This is a genomic window from Pseudomonadota bacterium (assembly GCA_027624955.1).
Lineage (GTDB): Bacteria > Pseudomonadota > Alphaproteobacteria > UBA828 > UBA828 > PTKB01.
The window spans coordinates 102,362-124,441 of sequence record JAQBTG010000001.1 but is presented as its reverse complement, the minus strand read 5'-3'; the positions used below and the strand labels follow the sequence as shown (position 1 = coordinate 124,441).

General features: G+C 58.8%; 21 protein-coding genes. 10 read left to right on the top strand and 11 right to left on the bottom strand.

Annotated elements, in window-relative coordinates; all coding sequences use genetic code 11:
* Window positions 1–159: 159 nt before the first annotated feature.
* Window positions 160–555, top strand: coding sequence for a nuclear transport factor 2 family protein (locus O3A94_00600; protein MDA1354747.1), 396 nt, complete (start codon window positions 160–162; stop codon window positions 553–555).
* A 120-nt stretch (window positions 556–675) separates the two neighbouring features.
* Here O3A94_00600 and uvrB read toward each other — a convergent pair whose 3' ends face one another.
* Window positions 676–2,835, bottom strand: coding sequence for an excinuclease ABC subunit UvrB (gene uvrB, locus O3A94_00595; protein MDA1354746.1), 2,160 nt, complete (start codon window positions 2,833–2,835; stop codon window positions 676–678).
* Between the two features lie 280 nt (window positions 2,836–3,115).
* Between uvrB and O3A94_00590 the strand changes: the two genes are divergently transcribed.
* The 5 genes from O3A94_00590 (at window position 3,116) to O3A94_00570 (ending at window position 7,601) form a co-directional block, all read left to right on the top strand.
* Complete coding sequence (locus tag O3A94_00590) at window positions 3,116–3,787, top strand: DsbA family protein (GenBank protein MDA1354745.1); 672 nt, start codon at window positions 3,116–3,118, stop codon at window positions 3,785–3,787.
* A gap of 33 nt (window positions 3,788–3,820) precedes the next feature.
* Window positions 3,821–4,432: a DsbA family protein gene (locus O3A94_00585; GenBank protein MDA1354744.1), complete on the top strand. Its 612-nt coding sequence runs from the start codon at window positions 3,821–3,823 to the stop codon at window positions 4,430–4,432.
* Window positions 4,433–4,548: 116 nt separating this feature from the next.
* Window positions 4,549–5,751 (top strand): pyridoxal phosphate-dependent aminotransferase, encoded by a 1,203-nt coding sequence (locus tag O3A94_00580; GenBank protein ID MDA1354743.1) that lies wholly within the window; start codon window positions 4,549–4,551, stop codon window positions 5,749–5,751.
* A 104-nt stretch (window positions 5,752–5,855) separates the two neighbouring features.
* Complete coding sequence (gene msrP / locus O3A94_00575; protein MDA1354742.1) at window positions 5,856–6,857, top strand: protein-methionine-sulfoxide reductase catalytic subunit MsrP; 1,002 nt, start codon at window positions 5,856–5,858, stop codon at window positions 6,855–6,857.
* Window positions 6,858–6,920: 63 nt separating this feature from the next.
* Complete coding sequence (locus O3A94_00570) at window positions 6,921–7,601, top strand: HAD family hydrolase (protein MDA1354741.1); 681 nt, start codon at window positions 6,921–6,923, stop codon at window positions 7,599–7,601.
* A gap of 328 nt (window positions 7,602–7,929) precedes the next feature.
* Here the strand turns inward: O3A94_00570 and O3A94_00565 are convergent, their stop codons facing one another.
* The 3 genes from O3A94_00565 to O3A94_00555 form a co-directional block, all read right to left on the bottom strand.
* A complete protein-coding gene (locus O3A94_00565) occupies window positions 7,930–8,820 on the bottom strand; it encodes a LysR family transcriptional regulator (GenBank protein ID MDA1354740.1) in 891 nt (296 codons plus the stop codon).
* 48 nt (window positions 8,821–8,868) lie between these two features.
* A complete protein-coding gene (trxB, locus tag O3A94_00560) occupies window positions 8,869–9,837 on the bottom strand; it encodes a thioredoxin-disulfide reductase (protein ID MDA1354739.1) in 969 nt (322 codons plus the stop codon).
* 83 nt (window positions 9,838–9,920) lie between these two features.
* Window positions 9,921–10,910 carry a mitochondrial fission ELM1 family protein gene (locus O3A94_00555; protein MDA1354738.1) on the bottom strand — a complete coding sequence of 330 codons (990 nt, stop codon included), beginning with the start codon at window positions 10,908–10,910 and terminating at the stop codon, window positions 9,921–9,923.
* A 371-nt stretch (window positions 10,911–11,281) separates the two neighbouring features.
* On the opposite strand from O3A94_00555, the gene O3A94_00550 reads away from it, so the two are divergent.
* The 4 genes from O3A94_00550 (at window position 11,282) to O3A94_00535 (ending at window position 14,424) form a co-directional block, all read left to right on the top strand.
* The gene (locus O3A94_00550) at window positions 11,282–12,334 is read left to right on the top strand and encodes a hypothetical protein (protein MDA1354737.1); all 1,053 of its coding nucleotides are present in this window, start codon (window positions 11,282–11,284) and stop codon (window positions 12,332–12,334) included.
* A 144-nt stretch (window positions 12,335–12,478) separates the two neighbouring features.
* Window positions 12,479–12,916 (top strand): YbaN family protein, encoded by a 438-nt coding sequence (locus O3A94_00545; protein MDA1354736.1) that lies wholly within the window; start codon window positions 12,479–12,481, stop codon window positions 12,914–12,916.
* 52 nt (window positions 12,917–12,968) lie between these two features.
* Window positions 12,969–13,562 carry a GNAT family N-acetyltransferase gene (locus O3A94_00540; GenBank protein MDA1354735.1) on the top strand — a complete coding sequence of 198 codons (594 nt, stop codon included), beginning with the start codon at window positions 12,969–12,971 and terminating at the stop codon, window positions 13,560–13,562.
* Window positions 13,555–14,424, top strand: coding sequence for a class I SAM-dependent methyltransferase (locus O3A94_00535; GenBank protein ID MDA1354734.1), 870 nt, complete (start codon window positions 13,555–13,557; stop codon window positions 14,422–14,424). Before O3A94_00540 ends, O3A94_00535 begins: the two co-directional genes overlap by 8 nt.
* A gap of 11 nt (window positions 14,425–14,435) precedes the next feature.
* Here the strand turns inward: O3A94_00535 and lepA are convergent, their stop codons facing one another.
* The 7 genes from lepA to infC all read right to left on the bottom strand — a co-directional run bounded on the left by lepA (window position 14,436) and on the right by infC (window position 21,978).
* Window positions 14,436–16,238, bottom strand: a complete 1,803-nt coding sequence (lepA, locus tag O3A94_00530) for a translation elongation factor 4 (protein MDA1354733.1) — start codon at window positions 16,236–16,238, stop codon at window positions 14,436–14,438.
* Between the two features lie 51 nt (window positions 16,239–16,289).
* Window positions 16,290–18,698: a phenylalanine--tRNA ligase subunit beta gene (gene pheT, locus O3A94_00525; protein ID MDA1354732.1), complete on the bottom strand. Its 2,409-nt coding sequence runs from the start codon at window positions 18,696–18,698 to the stop codon at window positions 16,290–16,292.
* The gene (pheS, locus tag O3A94_00520; protein MDA1354731.1) at window positions 18,695–19,771 is read right to left on the bottom strand and encodes a phenylalanine--tRNA ligase subunit alpha; all 1,077 of its coding nucleotides are present in this window, start codon (window positions 19,769–19,771) and stop codon (window positions 18,695–18,697) included. Before pheS ends, pheT begins: the two co-directional genes overlap by 4 nt.
* A gap of 56 nt (window positions 19,772–19,827) precedes the next feature.
* The gene (rplT, locus tag O3A94_00515; GenBank protein MDA1354730.1) at window positions 19,828–20,190 is read right to left on the bottom strand and encodes a 50S ribosomal protein L20; all 363 of its coding nucleotides are present in this window, start codon (window positions 20,188–20,190) and stop codon (window positions 19,828–19,830) included.
* A 12-nt stretch (window positions 20,191–20,202) separates the two neighbouring features.
* On the bottom strand, window positions 20,203–20,400 hold the full coding sequence (locus O3A94_00510) for a 50S ribosomal protein L35 (GenBank protein ID MDA1354729.1): 198 nt from the start codon (window positions 20,398–20,400) through the stop codon (window positions 20,203–20,205).
* Between the two features lie 174 nt (window positions 20,401–20,574).
* Window positions 20,575–21,456 carry a Dyp-type peroxidase gene (locus O3A94_00505; protein MDA1354728.1) on the bottom strand — a complete coding sequence of 294 codons (882 nt, stop codon included), beginning with the start codon at window positions 21,454–21,456 and terminating at the stop codon, window positions 20,575–20,577.
* A gap of 33 nt (window positions 21,457–21,489) precedes the next feature.
* A complete protein-coding gene (gene infC / locus O3A94_00500; protein MDA1354727.1) occupies window positions 21,490–21,978 on the bottom strand; it encodes a translation initiation factor IF-3 in 489 nt (162 codons plus the stop codon).
* Window positions 21,979–22,080: the final 102 nt, after the last annotated feature.

Here is a 22,080-nt window from a genome sequence, read left to right as displayed (position 1 = left end):
TTTCGCTCAAGGGGTCGGGAACTCTTTCAACTGCAACGCTGTCCTCGGTTCATTGTGCCTCAAGTTGCGGGCCCGCCGCAGCACAAAGATTGCACCGCTTGACCACATTCGGCTCCCTGCCTAGCGTATTCAACCGAATTGAGCATAGGGGGAAGCGAAATGGCGGTGGTGGACAATAAGCGAATTTTGCGCAAATGGCTGAGCGCGCTTCAGGTCGGCGATCTCGAGACACTCACGGCACTGCAATCCAAGGACTGCGTGTGGATCTTACCGGGCTCAAAAAAATTGCCCTGGGCCGGGCGCTGGAAAGGTGCCGCACGCCAGAGAATCTATCTCAAGCGCATCGCCCAGGCGGTCGATTTCGGCAAGCAGGAATTCAAGGAGTATATCGGCGAAGGTGCGCGTATTGTCGTCACGGGCCAAGAAATCGCCAGCTCGAAGCCCAAAGGCAAACGCTGGAACGTCACCCTGGCCTGGGCCTTCACCATAAAGCGCGGCAAAATTACTGCCTGGGAAGCCTTCGAAAACACAGAAATTATTGCGGCATGCTACTAACCTTTAAGCAGGATTCACTGATAGCGGAATGCGATGAGCCCGTCTTGTTGCGTTCCGCCAAGCGCGAGCCCGCCGTGCTTGAACGAATATTCAGCGGATGATTCTTATGATCGGCTGGTCCTAGCGAATGCTGCCGCGCTTGGGTTTGCGGGTGAATTTGTTTTTCTTGCCGGTGGCGCGGGTGCCGGGGGCGCCGCCATGGCTGCGGCTGGGCCGGCGCTGGCCACTATCGCCCGCCGCGCCGCGCTTGGTGGCGAGGCCGAGATCGGTTTCCTGTAGGCGGTGGATTTCGTCCCGAAGGCGCGCCGCTTCCTCGAATTCGAGTTCGCCCGCCGCCTCTTTCATGCGTTTTTCCAGATCCTTGAGATAGGCTGTGAGATTGTTGCCGATGAGATGGCGGGTTTCCTCGTCGCCGGTTTCGACGGTGACATAATCCTTTTCGTAAATACCGTCCATAATATCACCGATATTCGTGCGCACGCTCTCGGGTGTGATGCCGTTGGCGACATTGAATTCCTGCTGTTTCGCCCGCCGGCGATCGGTCTCCTCGATTGCCAATGTCAGCGAGTTGGTCATCTTGTCGGCATAGAGAATGACGCGCCCGTCGATATTGCGCGCGGCGCGGCCGATGGTCTGAATGAGCGCGGTGCGCGAGCGCAGGAAGCCTTCCTTGTCGGCGTCGAGGATCGCCACCAGGCCGCATTCGGGAATATCCAGGCCCTCGCGCAACAGATTGATGCCGACCAGCACGTCGAAAGCGCCGAGGCGGAGATCGCGGATGATTTCGATGCGCTCCAGCGTGTCGATGTCGGAATGGAGATAGCGCACGCGGATGTCTGCCTCATGCAGATATTCGGTGAGATCCTCCGCCATGCGTTTGGTGAGCGTCGTCACCAGAACACGCAGGCCCTTGGTCACGCAATCGCGACATTCGGCCATCAGGTCGTCGACCTGAGTCTCGACCGGACGGATCAGGCAGACCGGATCGATCAGGCCCGTCGGGCGGATCAGCTGTTCGACGAAGACGCCGGCAGTGCGTTCCATCTCCCACGGCCCGGGAGTCGCCGAAACGAAAACAGTTTGCGGGCGCATGGCCTCCCACTCCTCGAATTTGAGCGGGCGATTGTCGAGGCAAGATGGCAAGCGGAAGCCGAAATCGGCGAGTGTCGATTTGCGCTTGAAATCGCCGCGGTACATGCCGTTCAACTGCGGCACGGTGACATGGCTTTCATCGACCACCAAGAGCGCGTTTTCGGGCAAATATTCGAACAGCGTTGGCGGCGGCTCGCCGGCATTCCGCCCCGTGAGATAACGTGAATAATTCTCGATGCCGGCACAGCTTCCGCTCGCCTCCATCATCTCAAGGTCAAACAGAGTGCGTTGTTCCAGCCGCTCGGCGGCAAGCAATTGGCCGGTGGCGTGGAATTCCTCAAGGCGCGCGGCCAGCTCGGTGCGGATGCTCTTGATCGCCTGATTGATGGTCGGGCGCGGCGTTACGTAATGGCTGTTCGGATAGACGCGGATCTGTTCGAGCTGAGCGGTTTTGTGCCCGGTGAGAGGATCGAACTCGACGATCTCCTCGATATCCTCGCCGAACATGGAGATGCGCCAAGCGCGGTCTTCCGAATGAGCGGGGAAAATCTCGACGACGTCACCGCGGACGCGGAAATCACCACGCTCGAGCGACTGGTTGTTGCGCCGGTATTGCAACTCGACGAGCTTTTTTAACAGCGCGCGCTGATCGATCGAGGTTTTCTTATCGAGATAGAGCGTCATCGCCGAATAGGTCTCGGGCGAGCCGATGCCGTAGATGCACGAGACGGATGCGACGATCACAACATCTCGGCGCTCCAAAAGCGAGCGTGTGGCTGAGTGGCGCATGCGGTCGATCTGCTCATTGATCGAGGCGTCTTTCTCAATATAGGTATCGGTCCGCGCCACATAGGCCTCGGGCTGATAATAATCGTAATAGGAGACGAAATACTCGACCGCATTGTTGGGGAAGAAGCTCCGCATCTCGCCGTAAAGTTGGGCCGCCAGGGTCTTGTTGGGCGCCAGCACCAGGGTCGGGCGCGCCAATTCGCGAATCACATGCGCCATGGTGTAGGTCTTGCCCGAGCCGGTGACGCCCAACAGCACCTGATCACGCTCACCTTCGCCCAAGCCGGCGAGCAATTCTGCGATCGCCTGCGGCTGATCGCCAGCCGGACTATAATCGGACACCAATTCGAACGACTGCCCAGACCCACCATCCGGCAGCGGATTCTTGTTCGGCCCCACAAGATGGCCGGTGGGGTCGCCCGAAGGATGCAGTGAGGGGTTGGCGGGAATGGTTTTGACTCCTTACGAAGGCCCGAACTGAGGTTGTGGCTTAGGCCGCGGCAGCCCTAGATATATGGGTTGCTCGGCGTTGAATTTCATCGGGCGCAGCATAGCATATGCCGGTGCTAGGTATGTTCGCTTGAATCCTTCGCGCGAAAGGCACTAGGCTTGCGGCGCCGCCCATTTGTAATTACGGAACACCACCGTTATGCCATTGCTCACATCAAGATTCGTTGGTTTGCCCATTAGGCCAGGGTTTCTGGCGGTGGCGATGGTGGTGCTCTTGCTGCTTGCTGGGCTAGCGGTTCCGGCGGGAGCCGGCGAGCATTTGGCAGAGCGGGCTGGCGATCGGGGGCTGGGGCGCAGCACGGCACCGATTGTGATGATCGAATATTATTCGCTCGATTGCGCGCACTGCGCGGCATTCCACGCCGACGTTTTTCCCAAGCTAAAAACGGAATTTATCGATACCGGCAAAGTGCGCTTTGTGTTCCGCGATTTTCCGCTGTCCTGGGCGGCGCTGAAAGCAGCGATCATGACCCATTGCGCGCCGCCGGAGCGCTATTTTGATGTGCAGGAGGCGTTGCTTAGATCCGGTGAACAGTGGAGCAAGGCGGAAGAGACCCTCAAAGCGGTGAGCAAAATCGGCGCGGCGCAGGGCGTTCCCGAAGCCGCGTTCAAGGCCTGCCTGGATGAGCGAGTGCTGGAGCAGCAAGTGTTCGAAAGCCAGAAATTCGCGCGCGAGGTGCTCGGCGTTAAGGCAACACCGACGTTCATCATCAACAATGACAAGTTGGAGGGAAATATTCCGTTCGATAAATTGTCGGACGGGCTCACCAATATGCTGAAAGAGATCACGCGCCAGAGTGACAAGATCACACGCCTCGAGATTCCCATTCAAGCTGAATGAAAACGGCCTTTTCAGAAACAGGAACGATCCCGCATGCCGCTTTCCATCCGCCAAATCGTACTGGCCGCCCCTCTCCTTTTATTTCTCGCCGCAGCCATTCTGCGGCCTGTAGCGGCCAAAAATTTGGACGCGCGGCCCGGCGACATGGTTTTCGGGCAAGCGAGCGCGCCGGTCACCATGATAGAGTATTATTCTCTCAACTGTTCGCACTGCGCGGCGTTCCACAAGCAGGTATTTCCAGCGCTGAAGGCAAAATATATCGACAGCGGCCAGGTGCGCTTTGTGCTCCGCGATTTCCCGCTGTCCTGGGCAGCGGTGGAGGCGGCGGTGCTTGCCCAATGCGCCGGGCCGGAGCGATATCTCGCGGTGCAGGATGCGCTGTTCGCCAACATTCGCCAATGGAGCGCGGCGGAGCCATCGCTGCTGGCGATTGCCGAGATCGTCGAGACGGCGGGCGTCACGCGGGCGGAATTGAAGCAATGCGTGGAAGAAGGCGTGCTGGAGAAGCAGGTGATCGGGAGCTTCGAATTCGCTAAAGAGAAGCTCGGCGTCGACGCAACACCTACGTTTTTCATCAATGGTGAAAAACATGTCGGCGGCATCTCGCTCGAGCGTTTAGCCGAAATATTGGCGCAGTCCGATTAATGGATTAAGGCACACCGACGCGGTGTCTCATTTTCGTGCTTGTTCACTTGCCGGGTGATCGGCAGCGGAATAGTTTAACGGATCATCTCATAGTGAATTTCGGAACACCCCATACCATGTCATTCATCGCCAAGCGCCTGGACCGCATCAAACCGTCGCCTACCATAGCGATCAGTACCAAAGCCGCCGAACTGCAGGCCCAAGGGCGCGATGTGATCGGCCTCGGCGCCGGAGAGCCCGATTTCGACACGCCTGAGAATGTCAAACAAGCCGGCATTGACGCCATCCGAGAGGGCAAAACCAAATATACCGCCGTTGACGGGACCCCCGAATTGAAGGCTGCGATCGCACGCAAATTCAAACGCGACAACGGGCTCGACTATGACCTGAAGCAAATCAATGTGGGCTCGGGCGGCAAGCAGGTGCTCTATAACGCCCTGATGGCGACGCTGGACCCCGGTGACGAAGTGGTGATCCCGGCGCCTTATTGGGTCTCCTATCCAGACATGGTGCTGCTTGCCGAGGGCACGCCCGTGATCGCGCCGGCCAGCGAAGCGAACGGCTTCAAGTTGCAACCGAAAGAGCTCGAAGCGGCGATTACACCGAAAACCAAATGGTTCATCTTCAACTCGCCGAGCAACCCCACCGGCGCCGCCTATAGCCGGGCCGAGATCGTCGGCCTGGCGGAAGTGCTTCAGCACCACAGCCATGTGCACATCTTGACCGACGATATTTACGAGCATCTGGTTTATGACGGCTTCGAATTCACCACCATGGCCCAAGTTGCACCGGAGCTTTATGACCGCACGCTAACCATGAACGGCGTCTCCAAGGGTTATGCCATGACCGGCTGGCGGATCGGTTTTGCCGGCGGCAATGCGGCGCTGATCAAGGCGATGGCCAAAATGCAATCGCAATCGACCTCGAATCCGTCGTCAATCAGTCAGATCGCCGCAATCGAAGCGCTCGACGGGCCGCAAGGCTCGATTGGCGAGCGCAACAAAACGTTCCGCGAGCGCCGCGATCTGGTGGTCAGCATGCTGAACCAGGCAGCCGGCATCACTTGCCACCGGCCGGAAGGCGCGTTTTATGTGTATCCGAGCTGTGCCGGGCTGATCGGCAAAAAGACGCCCGACGGCAAAATTATAGAAAACTCGGAAGATTTTTCCGCCTATCTGCTGGACGGCGAAGGCGTTGCCGTGGTGCATGGCGCCGCGTTCGGCCTCGACCCGTTCTTTCGCATCTCCTACGCCACCGCGACCGAGGTGCTGTCCGATGCGTGCGAACGCATCCAACGCGCCGCCGCTTCATTGCGCTAGGCAGCCGCACCGTCACACACGCATCACACAGGCGTTACTTGCCGCGCTTGGCCGCACATCCTATTTCAATTTAGAACAGAGTGGCAGAAAGCAGGGAGCGGGCGATGTTGATTAGGAAAAAACGCGGTTGGGAAATTCCCGAGAGCGCCGCGACGCCGGAATCGATGTTTTGGAACCGCCGTGCGGTACTCAAAGGTATGGGCGCGATCGGCGGTGCGGTTGCCGCTGGCGCGGTGACTGCCGGGGCGCTGCCGGGTGCGGCGCTAGCATCGCATGAGGAATCGGGCGAAGACGATCCGAGCGCTGGTCTCTATCCGGTGGCTTCGAATGACGCCTTCAAACTTGACCGCCCGCTGACGCCGGAGAAATTCGCCGCCCATTACAATAATTACTATGAGTTCGGCTCGCAGAAGGAGATTTTCCAACTCGCTCAGGAGCTGCCCATCCGGCCATGGACGATCAAGTTGGACGGCCTGGTTGAGAAGGAAATGACGATCGACATCGACGATCTGTTGGCAAAAATGCCGCTCGAAGAGAGGCTCTACCGCCACCGCTGCGTCGAAGCCTGGTCAATCGCGGTGCCCTATTCGGGCTTCCCGCTGAAGGCTTTGGTGGACATGGCGCGCCCGCTGGGCTCAGCAAAATATGTTGTCATGCAGACCTTCGAGATGCCGGAAGTGGCGCGCGGGCAAAAACAATTCTGGTATCCCTGGCCTTATATCGATGGCCTTACGATAGCCGAAGCGGTGAACGAGCTCGCTTTTATCGCCACCGGCTATTACGGCAAGCCTATCCCGAAGCAGAACGGCGCGCCGTTGCGTCTGGCGACGCCGTGGAAATATGGCTTCAAGCAGGTCAAAGGGCTGGTCCGCCTGACATTCTCCGAGGAACGCCCGGTGTCCTTCTGGGAGGAGATACAGGCAAGCGAGTATGGCTTCTGGGCCAACGTAAATCCCGAGGTATCGCATCCGAGATGGTCGCAGGCCACGGAGAAATTCTTTGGTCCGGAGGGCGTCGAGCGCCGGCCCACCCAGCTCTTTAACGGCTACGCCGAATTCGTCGCCGATCTCTACACGGGGCTGGAAAAGGAACCGCTCTATATTTGAGGCGGCGGCCGAAAAAAAAGAGACGAATTGAGCCCGCTGGCGGTGATGAGATAAGTTCGCCGTGTGGACGATACCCTGATCATATTCGATTGCGACGGCGTGCTGGTGAACAGTGAGCCGCTCGCCGCCCGGGTACTGGCGGAGGCAATACGCGGCCTGGGCCTCGCCATGGAAAACGACGAAGCCGCCGAGGTCTTTCTCGGCTGCTCCATGGAAATGGTGATCGAGATTGTCACAGCGCGCCTCGGCCACCCGGTAGAGGCCGGGTTCACAAAGAGCTTTCTCGACCAACTTCATATCGAGATGCGCCGCGACCTGGCGGCAATTGCCGGCGTAGGCGAGGCGATCGAACAAATTCAGTTGAATGAGAATGTCGGCGGCCTCTGCGTCGCCTCCAACGGCGAGCCGGAGACGGTCGCACTCAGCCTTGAGGCGGTCGGCCTAATTTCTTTTTTTAAAGGACGGCTCTATACCGCCAGCGCCGCCGGGCGCCCCAAGCCGCATCCAGATCTTTTTCTCTTCGCCGCGCGCGAAATGAATTTTTTGCCGGCGAAATGCATCGTCATCGAAGACAGCTTGCATGGCGTGAATGCCGCGCTGGCGGCGGAGATGCGGGTATTTCGATATGCGCCTCATGCGGAGGCGGTCGAGATTCGTGATCACACCCACTCTATTGCAAGTGCGAAGATCTTTGTGAACATGAATCAACTTCCCCGCCTTATCGCCGTGGAACTGCAACGTTAATTCAGGCAATCGGCATATAAAAAAAAGGCCGGACCCAAGAGGGTCCGGCCAGTTAAACAGGGAGGCTTCACGTCTGGGAGACGTAAAAACGAACGATGGGATCGTCCGTTTTGGATCCGAAGATCCAACTTCCGAACCGTGGTCCAGAAGCCCACGCGCTCCGGCTATATGTGGCCGAACCGCGCGGTACTAAATGCCTTGCGCCGGGAGGTATTAATGGCGCATCAGCATGTTGCAATGCAGCATATAATGCTGCCTTTTCCCGCGTGGTAGGTCTGTTATCACAATTCTGCCATGCGCTATACGCATATCAATTCGGCAGATATTGTCAATATTTCCACGCTGCGATTTGATCCAAAAGAAAATTGCGGAACACGCCGATGCGTTTGGTGTGGCGCAGCTCCTCCGCATAGACGAGATAGGCATCAAACGAAGGACCCTGCAATTCGGGTAGAATCTGGCGGATATTAGGTCGCTCGCGGGCGACATAATCGGGCAGCGCCGATATCCCGAGACCACTTTCCACGGCCCGAAGAATGCAATAGATATTATTGGCCTCAAGTACCACCCGGTGGCGCGATTCAGCCTCGCCGCTGCGCCGCAGCAACCAATTTGGACTGGCGATATCGCTGAGCGGACCCTTGCCATAGACAATGAGGCGCTGGTTCAACAGATCATCGGCGCTTTCGATAGGCCCGAACTCTTCCAGATAGCTCGGCGCCGCGTAAATATGCGAATGCACCGTCATTAAATGTCGCTGAATGAGATCCGGCTGCGTTGGGGTGCCCATGCGGATTGCAACATCGGCTTCGCGCATGGCGAGATCGAGCGCATCGTCCGAGGTCTTGAGTTTCAAATCAATGCCGGGATACAGCTGGTTGAACGCACGCAGTCGCGGGGTCAGCCAAATCGTGCCGAAAGCGTTGGTGGTGGTAATAGTGAGCGGCCCCTCGGGCCGATCACGCCCACCGCTCAAATTAGCTTCCGTCATGGCCAGCTTAGCGTACACGTCGCGCGTCGTGGCGTAGAGCGTCTCGCCCTGTTCGGTGAGGAGGAGGCCGCGCGAATGGCGATGAAAGAGCACCACGGAGAGACTTCGCTCCAACGCAGCTACTTGACGGCTGACGGCAGACTGGCTGAGATGCAGAAGGTCGCCGGCACGGGTGAAACTGCCCGCTTCGGCAACGGCGTGAAAGACCCTCAGTTTGTCCCAGTCCATGCGGACCTCCAAAGCGGGAACGTGGCAAGCAGCTAGCCGAGCCGATGCTTATTCCGCAGCGGCGGCAACTCCGGCGCCCATCTCGGCGATAAATTTTTCAGCCTCCAGCGCCGCCATGCACCCTGTCCCCGCCGCCGTTACCGCCTGGCGGAAGGTTTTGTCTTGCACGTCGCCGGCGGCAAACACACCGGCGACGTTGGTGGCGGTACTGTCGGCATGGGTGATAATATAGCCATCTTCGTCAGTATCGATCTGGCCCTGAAAGACGGCCGTATTGGGGGTATGACCGATGGCAACAAAGATGCCTTGGACGTCCAAAAGGCGCTCATCAGACGAGTTCACATGTTTGATGCGGGCGCCTGAAACGCCGGGCGGCATGTCTTCACCGAGAACTTCTTCCAGCTTATGATCCCAAATAATGTCGATTTTTGGGTTGGCCCGAAGCCGTTCCTGCAGAATTTTTTCCGCCCGTAAACTGTCGCGCCGATGCACCAGCGTTACTTTGGTCGCATGGTTTGTCAGATAGAGCGCTTCCTCAACCGCCGTATTGCCGCCGCCGATCACGGCGACCTCCTTGCCGCGGAAAAAGAAACCGTCGCAAGTGGCGCAGGCGGAAACCCCGAAGCCCATATACTTCTCTTCGCTCGGCAGACCGAGCCAGCGCGCTTGGGCGCCGGTACTGATAATGACGCTGTCGGCACTATAGAGATCGCCGGAATCGCCGACGCAGGTGAACGGGCGCTGAGAAAAATCGACGCTGACGATCAAATCATGCATCAGACGGGTGCCGACATGCTCGGCCTGGGCCTTCATCTGTTCCATCAGCCAGGGCCCCTGAATGACATCGGCGAAACCCGGATAATTCTCAACGTCGGTGGTGATCGTCATCTGTCCGCCCGGCTCCAAGCCAAGCACGAGAATCGGCGCCATACCGGCCCGCGCGGCGTAAATCGCCGCCGTGTACCCAGCCGGACCGGAACCGATAATGATGACCTTGCTGTGATGGCTTTCAGACATAGTTTCCTCTAGTTCGCGGCGCTTGGAATTTGCGCTAGATTACACCCTTCGCCCGGCTTGATGTGCTGTTTTGGGCGCCGTCTTTATTTCGTCTTTTGTCGCGTCTCCAATCGGCGGTGGATCTCGTCGGCCGCCAGAGTACAGTCGTTCAGCGGCTCATAGTCTCGGCTTTCCACGCTGCCAGTAAACGGCCGAACCGCGTCTTCGGCTTCAAGCGCCGCGAAAAAGCGACTGAAGCGCGCGGAGCGGCGTCCGGCCACAGGAAAGATATGAACCGGCTTGCCGCTGGCGCAGGCGTCGGAGACCATGCTCACCGAATCGCCGGTCACCAGAACGGCGTTCGCCACAGCCAGGAAACCGAGATAAGGATTGGCGCCCTTGCCTCGCCATATATAGGCGGGCGCGCCATCCAGCGCCACCTCCAACGCGGCGAAACTCGGCGCCGGCGTGCGCCGCGATGGGGTGATGAGAAGTCCACCGCCGGTCTCAGCCGAAAGCTTGGCCAGGGCCTCGCCAAGCGCTCGCCCGTCCGCCGATGTGAAGCGGTGTCGGCGCGACGCGCCGCCGATCAGGCACGCCACCAGAGGGCGTGGCAGATCGGCAAAAGCGGGCGCGAATTCAGCCGCCGCGGCATTCAGCGCCACCGCGTTAACCCGGCTCAAGGCGCCTCGCGTCGTAAAAATATTGGCGCCGACAATGCCGTCATGGCGGGGCACCACGATGAGATCGAAGCGCGCCAGGCCGAGGCGCGGATTCTGGACGAAAACGGTAAACGTGCGGCCTCGGCTGGCGCGCTGGATAGCGAGGGCCAGACCGGCGCATTTGCGACCGCTGGCGATCACCAGATCCGGCCAAGGCGGCGCTAGCGAATAGTGTCCCTGCGCCAGAAGCCACGGCGGCAAGGCAGCCATCGCCGCGCCTAGCCAAAGCCACGGCTTTTTCGCTGCAGCGCGTTTGATCTCTGGCTTGAGCCCAAGAGCAGCGGCCAGAGCGAGACATTGATTCTCAGTCCCCGCCATGCCTTCGCTCAGCACCCAACAACTGAGACCCTCGTTCGCAACCGCTGCGCTCACGTCCCAAACGCCGGCGAGCGAGATAATTCGAACCACTTCATAATGAGCGTAGTAGCAGAAAACCAAGACGATGGGGATGTTGTAAGCGACATGCCGCGAAGGCTCGGAATCTTGCCCAACGACACAGCCGTATTGTGCGCCAAGTCCCAGCGTCCGGAGAATGTGAAGTTTACGCCAAATTCGGCGGCGGTTTTTCGGCGGCTTCAATCTGTTGTTAATAGGCTTAAGCCATACTGATCTACGGTTAGCAACGCTTACATCTGGCCTAATTTAATAAAAATTCAGAATTTCAATTGAGAATCGCCTCGAAGACCGGTGGCGGCGCCACCGCGCGAGACAAATATAACCTTTGAGTAAGGGCCAATCTCGACATGAAGAGCGCGCCGGCAAAACCGACCGAATCGCCGAGCACATCAACTGATGTAGATGTGGATTCGCTCCATATTCTGCCGCTCTCAATCGTGCCGCTCTATACCACCGGCCTGAAACAGGCGCGTCTCATCAAGAACACCCATTTCAAATCGGTTATCGAAATCTACAAGGGCGCCAAAACCGGCAGCGGCCAAATCGAACCGGACGCGCTCAGCCGTCATTTCAATTGGCAAAGTGCGGAGGACCTGGAGGACCAGCGGTTGATTGAACATTTGGCCCGGCTCCACAGCTACGATGTCTACAGCTTGCGAATCGAATTGCGCCGGGCTGGTATTGAGTTGGCGGAGGTCGACGCGCTGCAACTGTCGCCGGCCAAGCAAGCGGAGCTGACCGAATATATGCGCGTCTTTACGTCGCCGCTCCTGGCCCAGGTATATGGCGGTTCGAACGCCGAGATCGAGAATTTCGATCAACTCATTGGCATGTTTTCCAATCCGGACCGAGAAGTGGCTATACGCAACTTGCGCACCTTAGCGAGACAGCTGGAGATCGAAGTCTCGGACGTGCCCGAATTTCTCGAGGAATACGCCGATATCTTCCTGTCGCTGGCATATTTCAAAAACTGCCTCGACGAGTTGATCCCCAAGATTGGTCGATTCATAGAAGTTGTGCGCGAGGTGGAGTGTAACTTCCATATGCGCCGTGATCCAATTCTCATGCATGTATGCGGCTTTTTGCGCGAGAATTTGAACGACGTCACGGCTTCTCTGACCGGCCGTTTCGAAAGCTTCGACCGTCACTCGAAAGACATGTGGGAGAACTTAAACGGTGAATCTTTTCGCCGCGTGCGCCGTCTTATCGAAAGTCACCACACCACCGTCGGTGGCGTGCTATGCGGCCTGTCCCTAAAAATGGGCGCCTGGGAAAATGAGATCGGTTGGGAGTGCACCCGTCCGATGCAGCGCGCCGAATTCATTACTTCGCAAATGCGCAGCGGTCTGAACCGAATCAAAGAAATCGAGGATTCGGCGCCGACAATCAGCGACATTTAGAGCGAGATCGCATAACGCCGGGGGGTAAGTTCACCGCGACCTAGTTTGGGCGTTATTTGGGACCCGTTGAGCAAATAACCAGTCTAGGGTTTGTTAACCAGAAGTCTTAAGCAGAGTTTAACCTGCTGCCTACATACTCTTCTGATGACAGAATTTAATGGAACTTCCCGCCCCTCGCTGAGGATCGCTTTAGTCGCCTTCGGCTGGGCCAGCCTCGTGCTCGGCATGATTGGCGCCCTGGTGCCCGTCATGCCCTCAATGGTATTTCTTCTCGTCTCGCTTTGGTGTTTTTCCAAAGGTTCGGAGAGATTTCATGCGTGGCTGTACGGCCACAAGATGTTTGGCCCGTCGATCCGCCTGTGGAGCGAACATCGCGCCATTCCGCGAAGAGCCAAGATCGCCACTTTGGGCGGAATCGCACTCAGCGTTGCCATTCTGGTCGCTCTCATGCCCGGCGGCTCAATCCTGCTGTTGGTCTATTGCGGCATTAATGCCGCGGTGGCGTTGTTTATTCTGAGCCGGCCGAGCGGCGCTCCCAAAACCACGGCGGCGCTGCCGGTCGCATCCACGCAAGTCGCCTAGCGCCGCGTTCCATTTCTACCGCACAGCGGAGTTTGGTGGTCGTTTGGCCAAAGTGCGCGATCATGCTATGTGGGTGGGCATGGTCGTGATCAGAACAGCACGCCCGGACGACGCCGGGCCCATCGCCGACGTGCATATCACCACCTGGCGCGCCGCCTATCCCGGCATGATTCCCAAGTCTGTGCTGCTCGGCCTCTCAAGCGCCAGCGAATGCAAATATTGGCGGCACACCATCGCCGCGCGGTCGAGCGATTGTGCCGTCTATGTCGCGGCAGCTGAGAACGGTGAAATTCTCGGCTATGGCAGTGCCGGCCCGGCGCGCCCGAACGGCCTGCCTTTCGCCGGCGAAATTTACACGCTCTATGTTGCGCCAGATCATCAAGGCAGAGGCCTCGGCCGGACACTGCTTCATACAATGTTCGACGCGCTGCGGAGACAGGGATGCGGCACCGCCATGCTGTGGGTGCTGGCGGCCAACCCTGCACGCTTTTTTTACAGCGCGATGGGCGGCACGCTGGCGGCCCAGCGCAACGAGCGCCATTTCGGCGTGGCGCTCGACGAATTGGCCTATGGCTGGGTGGATTTGGAAAATCCCGTCGGCGCGCGTGCGACGACGCAACACGGAAGGGCGAACCGCAATGCCTAGCACCGCGAGCGATAGGTCCGTCAATTCCGCGCAGATCGAATATTGGAACGACCGCGCCGGACCCAATTGGGTCAAATTCCACAAACAATTGGACGGCCAGATTGGCGATATTGGTAAGATCGCGATCGACCGGGCGGGCGTGACCACCGGCCAATATATACTCGACCTCGGCTGCGGCTGCGGCGACAGTTCGCTTGAGCTGGCGCGCCGTGTCGGGCCCGACGGCGCCGTCCATGGCATCGACATCTCCACCCCCATGCTCGCCCAAGCCAAACGCCGCGCAGCATTGGAGCCAGCGCTCAAGCTCGAATTTGAGCACCACGATGCGCAGACAGTTGAGCTTCCCGCGGCCGCCTACGCGCACGGCTTTTCACGTTTCGGCGTGATGTTTTTCGACGACCCAGTTGCCGCCTTCGGCAATATCCGCAAGGCCCTCAAAGCGGACGGGCGACTGACCTTCATCTGCTGGCGGGCGCTCGCAGAAAATCCCTGGATGGCAATTCCGCTCGGCGTGGCGAGTCAATTCGTCACGCCGCCGGAGCCTGTGCCGCTGGGCGCGCCGGGCCCCTTCGCGTTAGCCGATGGAGAGCGCGCTCGGCAAATTCTGGACGCTGCGGGATATATCGATATTTCGCTCGAAGCACTGAATGAGCCGTTCTATCTAAGCGGCCCCGGCACTGCGGCGGCTGCAGCGTCGCATGCTACCCGCATGGGACCGGTCGCCCGAGTGCTCGGCGATGTGGACGAAGACATCGTCCGGCGCGTCGAGGCGGCGCTGGTTGAGACGCTCACACCCTATTACGACGGCACCGGCATACGCATGGATTCGGCTTGTTGGATCGTTTCGGCTCGCGCTGGCTGAGGTGGAAGGGCTTAATCTTCGCTCATTTTGAGGGCTGCGAGAAAGGCTTCTTGTGGGATTTCCACGTTGCCGAATTGGCGCATCCGCTTTTTGCCGCGCTTCTGCCGATCAAGCAATTTGCGCTTACGCGTGATGTCACCGCCATAGCATTTCGCGGTCACGTCTTTACGGAGCGCGCTCACGGTTTCGCGCGCCACCACCTTGCCGCCGATTGCCGCCTGAATGGCGACCTTGAAGAGCTGGCGCGGTATCAGATCCTTGAGACGCAAACACAGGGCCCTGCCACGTGATTCCGCCTGACCGCGATGTACCACCATCGAGAGCGAATCCACCGGCTCGGCATTGATCAAGATGCCTACTTTCACCAGATCGCCTTCGCGGTATTCATCCAATTGGTAATCAAAACTGGCATAGCCGCGCGAATGAGATTTTAGCCGGTCATAAAAATCGAAAACCACTTCGTTGAGCGGCAGGCGGTAAGACACCAAGGCACGGTTGCCGACATAAGTCAGCGTATCTTGTTCTCCGCGCTTCCGCTCGCAAAGTGCGAGGACCGGCCCGAGATACTCATCCGGTACCATGATGTTGGCCTTGATCCAGGGCTCTTCCATGGTGCGTATTTTGGTCGGATCGGGCATGTCCGCGGGATTGTGCAGTTCGTAGGTTTCACCGGCTGTGGTGGTCAGGCGGTAGACCACGCTTGGCGCGGTGGCCACTAGGTCGAGATCGAATTCGCGCTCCAGCCGCTCCTGAATGATTTCGAGATGCAACAGGCCCAAAAAGCCGCAGCTGAAACCCATGCCGAGCGCTGCAGAAGTTTCAGCCTCGTAATGAAAACTCGAATCATTGAGAGTGAGCTTGCCCAAACTCTCGCGCAAGCGCTCGAAATCGGCGGAATCAGCGGGAAATAGGCCGCAGAATACGACCGGCACGCTGGGCTTAAATCCCGCCAGAGGTTCGGCGGTCGGGCGGCGATCCTCGGTGATGGTGTCACCAACATTGCAGTCGGTAATTGTTTTGATGCTGGCGGTGATGAAGCCAATTTCGCCCGGCCCGAGCGCCGCCACGATCTCAATCTTGGGGGTGAAAACGCCGACACGCTCGATCTCATGCAGCGAGCCGAGTCCCATCATGCGTATGCGCATACCTTTGCGCACAATACCGTCCTGCACGCGCACCAGAATCATCACACCGAGATATTGATCGTACCAACTATCGACCAACAGCGCCTTTAGCGGCGCGTCAACATCGCCTTCCGGTGCCGGCAAGCGTTCGACCAGCGCATCCAGCACATCTGCAACGCCGGCTCCGGTTTTGGCGGAAATGGATAGCGCGTCGCTGGCGTCGATACCGACGACATCCTCGATTTGCTGGCGGATGCGCTCCACCTCGGCCGACGCGAGATCGATCTTGTTCAAGACGGGAATTATTTCATGCCCGCCATCGACGGCGAGATAGGTATTGGCGAGGGTTTGCGCCTCGACTCCTTGGGTCGCGTCGACAACCAGCAACGAGCCTTCGCAAGCTGCGAGTGAGCGACTTACCTCATAGGAGAAATCAACATGGCCGGGTGTGTCGACAAGATTGAGGGTGTAAGTCTCACCGTTCTTCGCCTTGTGGCTAAGGCGCACAGTTTGCGCTTTGATGGTGATGCCGCGCTCACGCTCGATATCCATCGAATCGAGAACCTGGCTGGTCATTTCGCGCTTCTGCAGGCCACCGCACATTTCGATCATGCGATCAGCCAAGGTCGATTTGCCGTGATCGATATGGGCGATGATGGCGAAATTACGGATATGCGCGAGATCGGTCATTTGTGTCATGAATACAATATGTGAAAGCGCGTCAACTGAGACGCCATAAAATTAGCCGCGCAACTCTCCGCCGGTGAGTTTTTTGACGTTGTCGACTAGCTTTGTCGCCAACGTCTCAATCTCGGCGTCCGTGAGCGTGCGATCGCTCGGCTCCAGGCGGACGGCGATGGCCAGGGACTTCTTGCCTTCGCCAACACCTTCACCGGCGTAGAGATCAAATAATGCAACATCGGTGATCAGCTTTTTGTCGACGCCGCGCGCCGCGCGGATGACCTGCTCAGCCGAGACATCGACGTCGACGACGAAGGCAAAATCACGCTCAACGGTGGGAAAATCAGAATTGTTCAGCGCCGCGCGGGTACGCCCTGCCTTTTCCTTGGGCACCGGGATGGCGTCGATGAATAACTCGAACGCCACCAACGGCAGATCAATGTCGAGGGCGGCCAGGACAGACGGATGCAACTCGCCGAAATAGCCGAGTAGATTGGGCCCGAGGGCGAGAGTGCCCGAGCGCCCGGGATGGTACCAGTCCGGTGCGCCGTTTTGGGTTTGCAGGCTCGCCACCGGAGCTCCAGCGGCGGCGAGTCCGGCCAGCGCATCGGCCTTGGCATCGAATACATCGACGTCACGTGCCGGGGTATACATGTTTCTGCCCTCAGCCTGACCCGAACGCACGCCGGCCACAACACGGTGTTGATGTTCTGCGCAGTCACCAGAATATTGCGGCCCGGCCTCAAACAGCGCCATATCAGCGAAGCCGCGATCGGCGTTCTTGCGGCAGGCCATGGCCAGATTTGGTAGGATCGAGGGACGCATGACATCGAGATCGCTGCTGATCGGGTTGGCGAGGGTCAGGCCCGACAGCGCGCCGCCGAACAGATCGGCTTGAGCCTTTGCCATGAAGGACCAGGTTACCACCTCGGACATACCGCGCGCGGCCAGAGCGCGGCGCCCCCATCCCATGCGCCGTCGCGGCAGTTCAATGACGGAGCCGGCACGCGCCTTTAACGGCGGCAGGGAGACTGCGGGGATATTGTCAAAGCCGTGTACCCGCAGCACTTCTTCCACCAAATCAGCTTCGCCGACGATATCGCCGCGCCACGATGGCGGCTCGACCGCCAAATGATCGGAACCGACCTCGTGCGATTGGAAGCCGAGTTTGCCGAGCACTGCCTCGCAGGCCATTTCGCTGAGCTCGACGCCGCCCAAGGTGTGGACACGGGAGGGGCGGAAAGTGACTTCGCGGCGCCATTCAGGCGCCGCGCCGATAATCACCAATTCGCTTGCCTCGCCGCCGCACATGTCCTGCACCAGGCGGGTCGCGACCTCCATGCCGGGTTCGGCAAAGGCCGGATCGACACCACGTTCGAAGCGGTGGCGGGCATCGGATTCAAGGTTGAGCTTGCGCCCCGTGGCGGCCGTCCGCACCGGATCGAAGAGCGCGATTTCGATAAAGACATTGGCGGTATCGTGGGTGCAGCCCGATCTCTGGCCGCCCATGACGCCGGCCAGGCTTAAGACACCGGTTTCATCACCGATCGCAGTCATCTCGCTATCGAGTTCATATTCTTTGCCGTTCAACGCATCGAACTTGGCGCCGGCGCAGCCGGTGCGAAGCCATAGATGATCGCCCGAGATTTTGTCGGCATCGAACACATGCACCGGGCGGTTGAGATCGATGGTGACGAAATTGGTCATGTCCACCAGCGCTGAGATCGGTCTGAGGCCAACGGAAAGCAGACGGTCCTGCATCCATTTGGGGCTCGGGCCGTTTTTAACGCCGCGGATATAGCGCCCGACGAAGAGCGGACAGGCATCTTCCGCTTCGGCTGAGAATTCGAGGCGGACATCGAGCGGGCTCATGAAAGCGCCCGAAATCGCCGAGAGATCAGGCGCTTTGAGCTGGCCCAATCCGGCGGCGGCAAGGTCGCGCGCGATGCCGAAGACGCCGAGGCAATCGGCTCGGTTGGGCGTGATGGCAATATCGAATAGCGGATCGTCGAGCCCCATATAGGCGGCGAAGGGCTGGCCCACCGGCGCATCCGCAGGCAAATCGATGATGCCCTCATGTTCGTCGCTAAGGCCCATTTCGCGCTCGGAACACAGCATGCCATTGCTAAAAACGCCGCGAATCTTGGTCGGCTTGAGCTTCAAGCCGGTGCCCGGAATGGTGCTGCCGCTGGCCGCGAAAACGCCTTTCATGCCGGTACGCGCATTGGGCGCGCCACACACTACTTGTACTGTTTCACTACCGGTATCGACGGTACATAGCCGGAGCTTATCGGCGTCAGGATGCTGCACCGCCTCGACGACATGAGCGATGATGAAAGGCGCGAGCTTCTGCGCCGGGTCCTCGACGCTCTCAACCTCGAGGCCGATGGCGGTCATGCAGGTGCTCAGCACCTCGACCGAAGCGTCGGTTTCCAAATGTTGTTTGAGCCAGGAAAGCGTGAACTTCATCGCGTGAGACCACCGACCAGGCTCGGCACGTCGCCGGCGGCGAAGCCGTAATGGCGCAGCCAGCGGGCATCGGCGTCGTAAAAGGTTCTGAGATCGGGAATGCCATATTTCAGCATCGCCGAACGCTCGACGCCAAGGCCGAAGGCGAAACCCTGATAGCGCGTAGAATCGACGCCGGACATATCCAGCACCCGCGGATTGACCATGCCGCAGCCGAGAATCTCCATCCAGTCGGCGCCTTCGCCAATGCGCAACACCCCGCGGTCGCGCGCGCAGCCAATATCCATTTCCGCCGAAGGTTCGGTGAACGGGAAATAACTTGGGCGGAATCGCACCGGCAGATTGGCCACCTCGAAGAAGGTTTTGGCAAAATCGATCAGGCAGCCTTTGAGATGGCCCATATGGGTGTGCTCATCGACCACAAGCCCTTCGATTTGATGAAACATCGGCGCATGAGTGATGTCAGAATCGCAGCGATAGGTACGGCCCGGCGCAATGATGCGGTAGGGCGGCTCACCCGCTTTCATGGTGCGGATTTGCACCGGCGAGGTGTGGGTGCGCAGCAACAGCCGCGAGCCGTCCTCGCGTTCGGGGAAATAGAAGGTATCGTGCATCTGCCGGGCAGGATGCTCGGGCGGGATGTTGAGGGCGGTGAAATTATGGAAATCATCCTCGATGTCCGGCCCCTCAGCGACGGAAAAACCCATATCGCCAAATATCGCCACCATTTCATCGAGCACTTGGCTGATCGGGTGGATGCGGCCCTGAGTCTCGGGGCGAATCGGGAGGGTAATGTCGATTTTTTCCGAGCCCAAGCGCGCATTGAGGGCGCCACCTTCAAGCGCGGCGCGGCGCGCATCGAGCGCATCGATCAATTCATCTTTGATGCGGTTGAGCGTTTGACCAGCAGTTTTGCGCGCCTCGGGATCGAGTCCGCCGAGGGATTTCATGCGCGCGGTCAAGCTGCCTTTCTTGCCGAGCGCTGCGACGCGCGCGACGTCGAGCGCCGCCGCATCCCCCGATTTCTCGAACGATACAAGAATTTCAGCTTTTAGGGCTTCCAAATCCTGCAAGGCTATTTCCTCCGGCGCCCGCCGCGAGCGGGCGTCAGTCCCTCGCGGGGCCGCTGCTAGGCTTTCGCGAGACCGGCGCGCGCCTGTTCCACCAGGGCCGCAAAGGCCTCGGGTTCGCGCACGGCAAGATCCGCCATAACCTTACGGTCGATCTCGATACCCACCACAGACAGGCCGTGAATGAAATTTGAATAGGTCATTTCATGCGCGCGAGCGGCAGCATTTATGCGCTGAATCCAAAGCCCGCGGAAATCGCGCTTGCGCGCACGCCGATCGCGATAGGCGTATTGCAGGCCCTTTTCAACGCGCTCAATGGCGACGCGAAAATTGGAATTTGCCCGGCCACGATAGCCGCTGGCACGGGCCAGGATCTTTTTGTGACGGGCATGTGAAGTAACGCCTCTTTTGACTCTTGCCATAGCCGGATCTCCTTAAAGGTAAGGCATCCAGCGCTTTACCGCCGGTGAGTTGGTTTTGTCCATCACGGTGAGCCCGAGGTGACTGCGGCGCACTTTTTTGGATTGTTTCGACAGCCCATGGCGGTGTTTAGCGTGGCCACGGCGTAATTTTCCGCTGCCGGTCACCGTAAAGCGCCCTTTGGTGCTGCTTTTCGTCCTAAGTTTAGGCATTTCGGTCTCTTTCTCTCTTTTTCATTGCGGCTCCACCCGCCCCATACTGTCAGGGATGGCGGCCACGAGCGACTAATCTGGGCGGTTGGGCATGCCTTAAGCCGCGCCGCCTCTGCGAGGGGCCAGTATGTAGCCAGAGTGGCGCGAAAATGCAAGCGGCGGAGCGGGTTGCGCTCAAAGACCCAGGGCACTGAAGTCTAATTTTCCCGCCACTACTGGCGGACACCAAAAATAGCTGCCCGACATCGGGCGCGTGAAACGAAAAAGCGCATCACAAATTTGGTCATCCTCGCCGGCCATGCGGCGCAATTGTGCCTCGAACGCATCGAAAGATTTTCCGAAAGCGACAAACATCAGCCCTGCCCCGTCGCCGTTTACCCATGGCATCGACCGGCGAAGGACAAAGGCTTCGGGCGTGAAACTTTCTTGCGCCGTGCGTTTGACATGGGCCGAAGCCGGCGCGTCATCAAGTTCGACATTATCCTGCAGGCGCCGGCCGATGATATCGTCGCGTGTGCCCTCGGCGAAGGCCTCAAACACATCAAAATCGTGGCGCCACTGTTGGACAGCTACAAAACTGGAGCCGTCGCGCCCGGGGCCCGCAGCGCTGAGAATCGCCGCAGCGCTGGCGGAATCGCCCTCGGGGTTCTCGGTGCCATCTTCATAGCCGGTTAGATCGCGGCCACCGTCAAATATGAAACCGTCCACTACACGGGCACAGCGAAACGCCGGCGCCACAAGCTGCGCAAACGCGCGCGCCAGATGGAAAATGCGCCCTCGGTCATCGCCGCGCTGCCAGAGCCAGAGATCGGCTTGTGTCGAGGGTATGTCGCCGGCCGCGCTATGCAGCCCGGGGAACGGGCGCAGTCCTTCAATCGGCAACGCCAATCCGCCGAGAAGACCGGAGCCAAGGCCAATCACCGCATCCGTATCGAACGGACGCGATGCGAAGCCGCGCAAAACAGCAAGCGCGTCGGCGCCGGGCGCCAGCATAAACTCCATATAACGGGATTGCGAAGGCAAGGGTGCGAGGATACCGGGCTGGGAAAGGCTCATTAAAAAATTTGCTCGGGCTGCACTGACCGGCGGTTATTTTTGAGTCACCACCATGGTCATTTGCCGGCCTTCCATTTTCGCCATTTGCTCGGCCTTGCTGATGTCCTCAAGATCGTCGCGTACGCGCATTAAAACTTTCATGCCGAGGTCCTGATGCACCATTTCTCGGCCACGGAAACGCAAGGTGATCTTCACTTTATCACCGTCGTCGAGAAAACGCCGGATATTACGGAGTTTGACGTCATAATCTGCTTGGCTGATGCCGGGACGGAATTTCACTTCCTTGATGTCGATGGTTTTTTGCTTTTTGCGCGCGACCGCCGCTTTTTTCTGCGCTTCGTATTTGAATTTGCCGTAATCCATCAGCTTGCAAACGGGTGGCTCTGCGCCGGGCGATATTTCGACCAGGTCATAGCCAGCTTCGGCGGCCATTTCGAGGGCCCGGTCTATGGCAACGACGCCGACCTGCTCACCCTCACCGTCGATAAGACGGACGCTGTCTACAGCGATATATTCATTCACGCGCGGTCCACTGCGCTTCGGCGGGACTAAACTGGTGTGTCTTACGATTTTATTCCCCTCTCTATTGCTCAACAATAAAAGGCCGCAGAATAGAATTCTCCG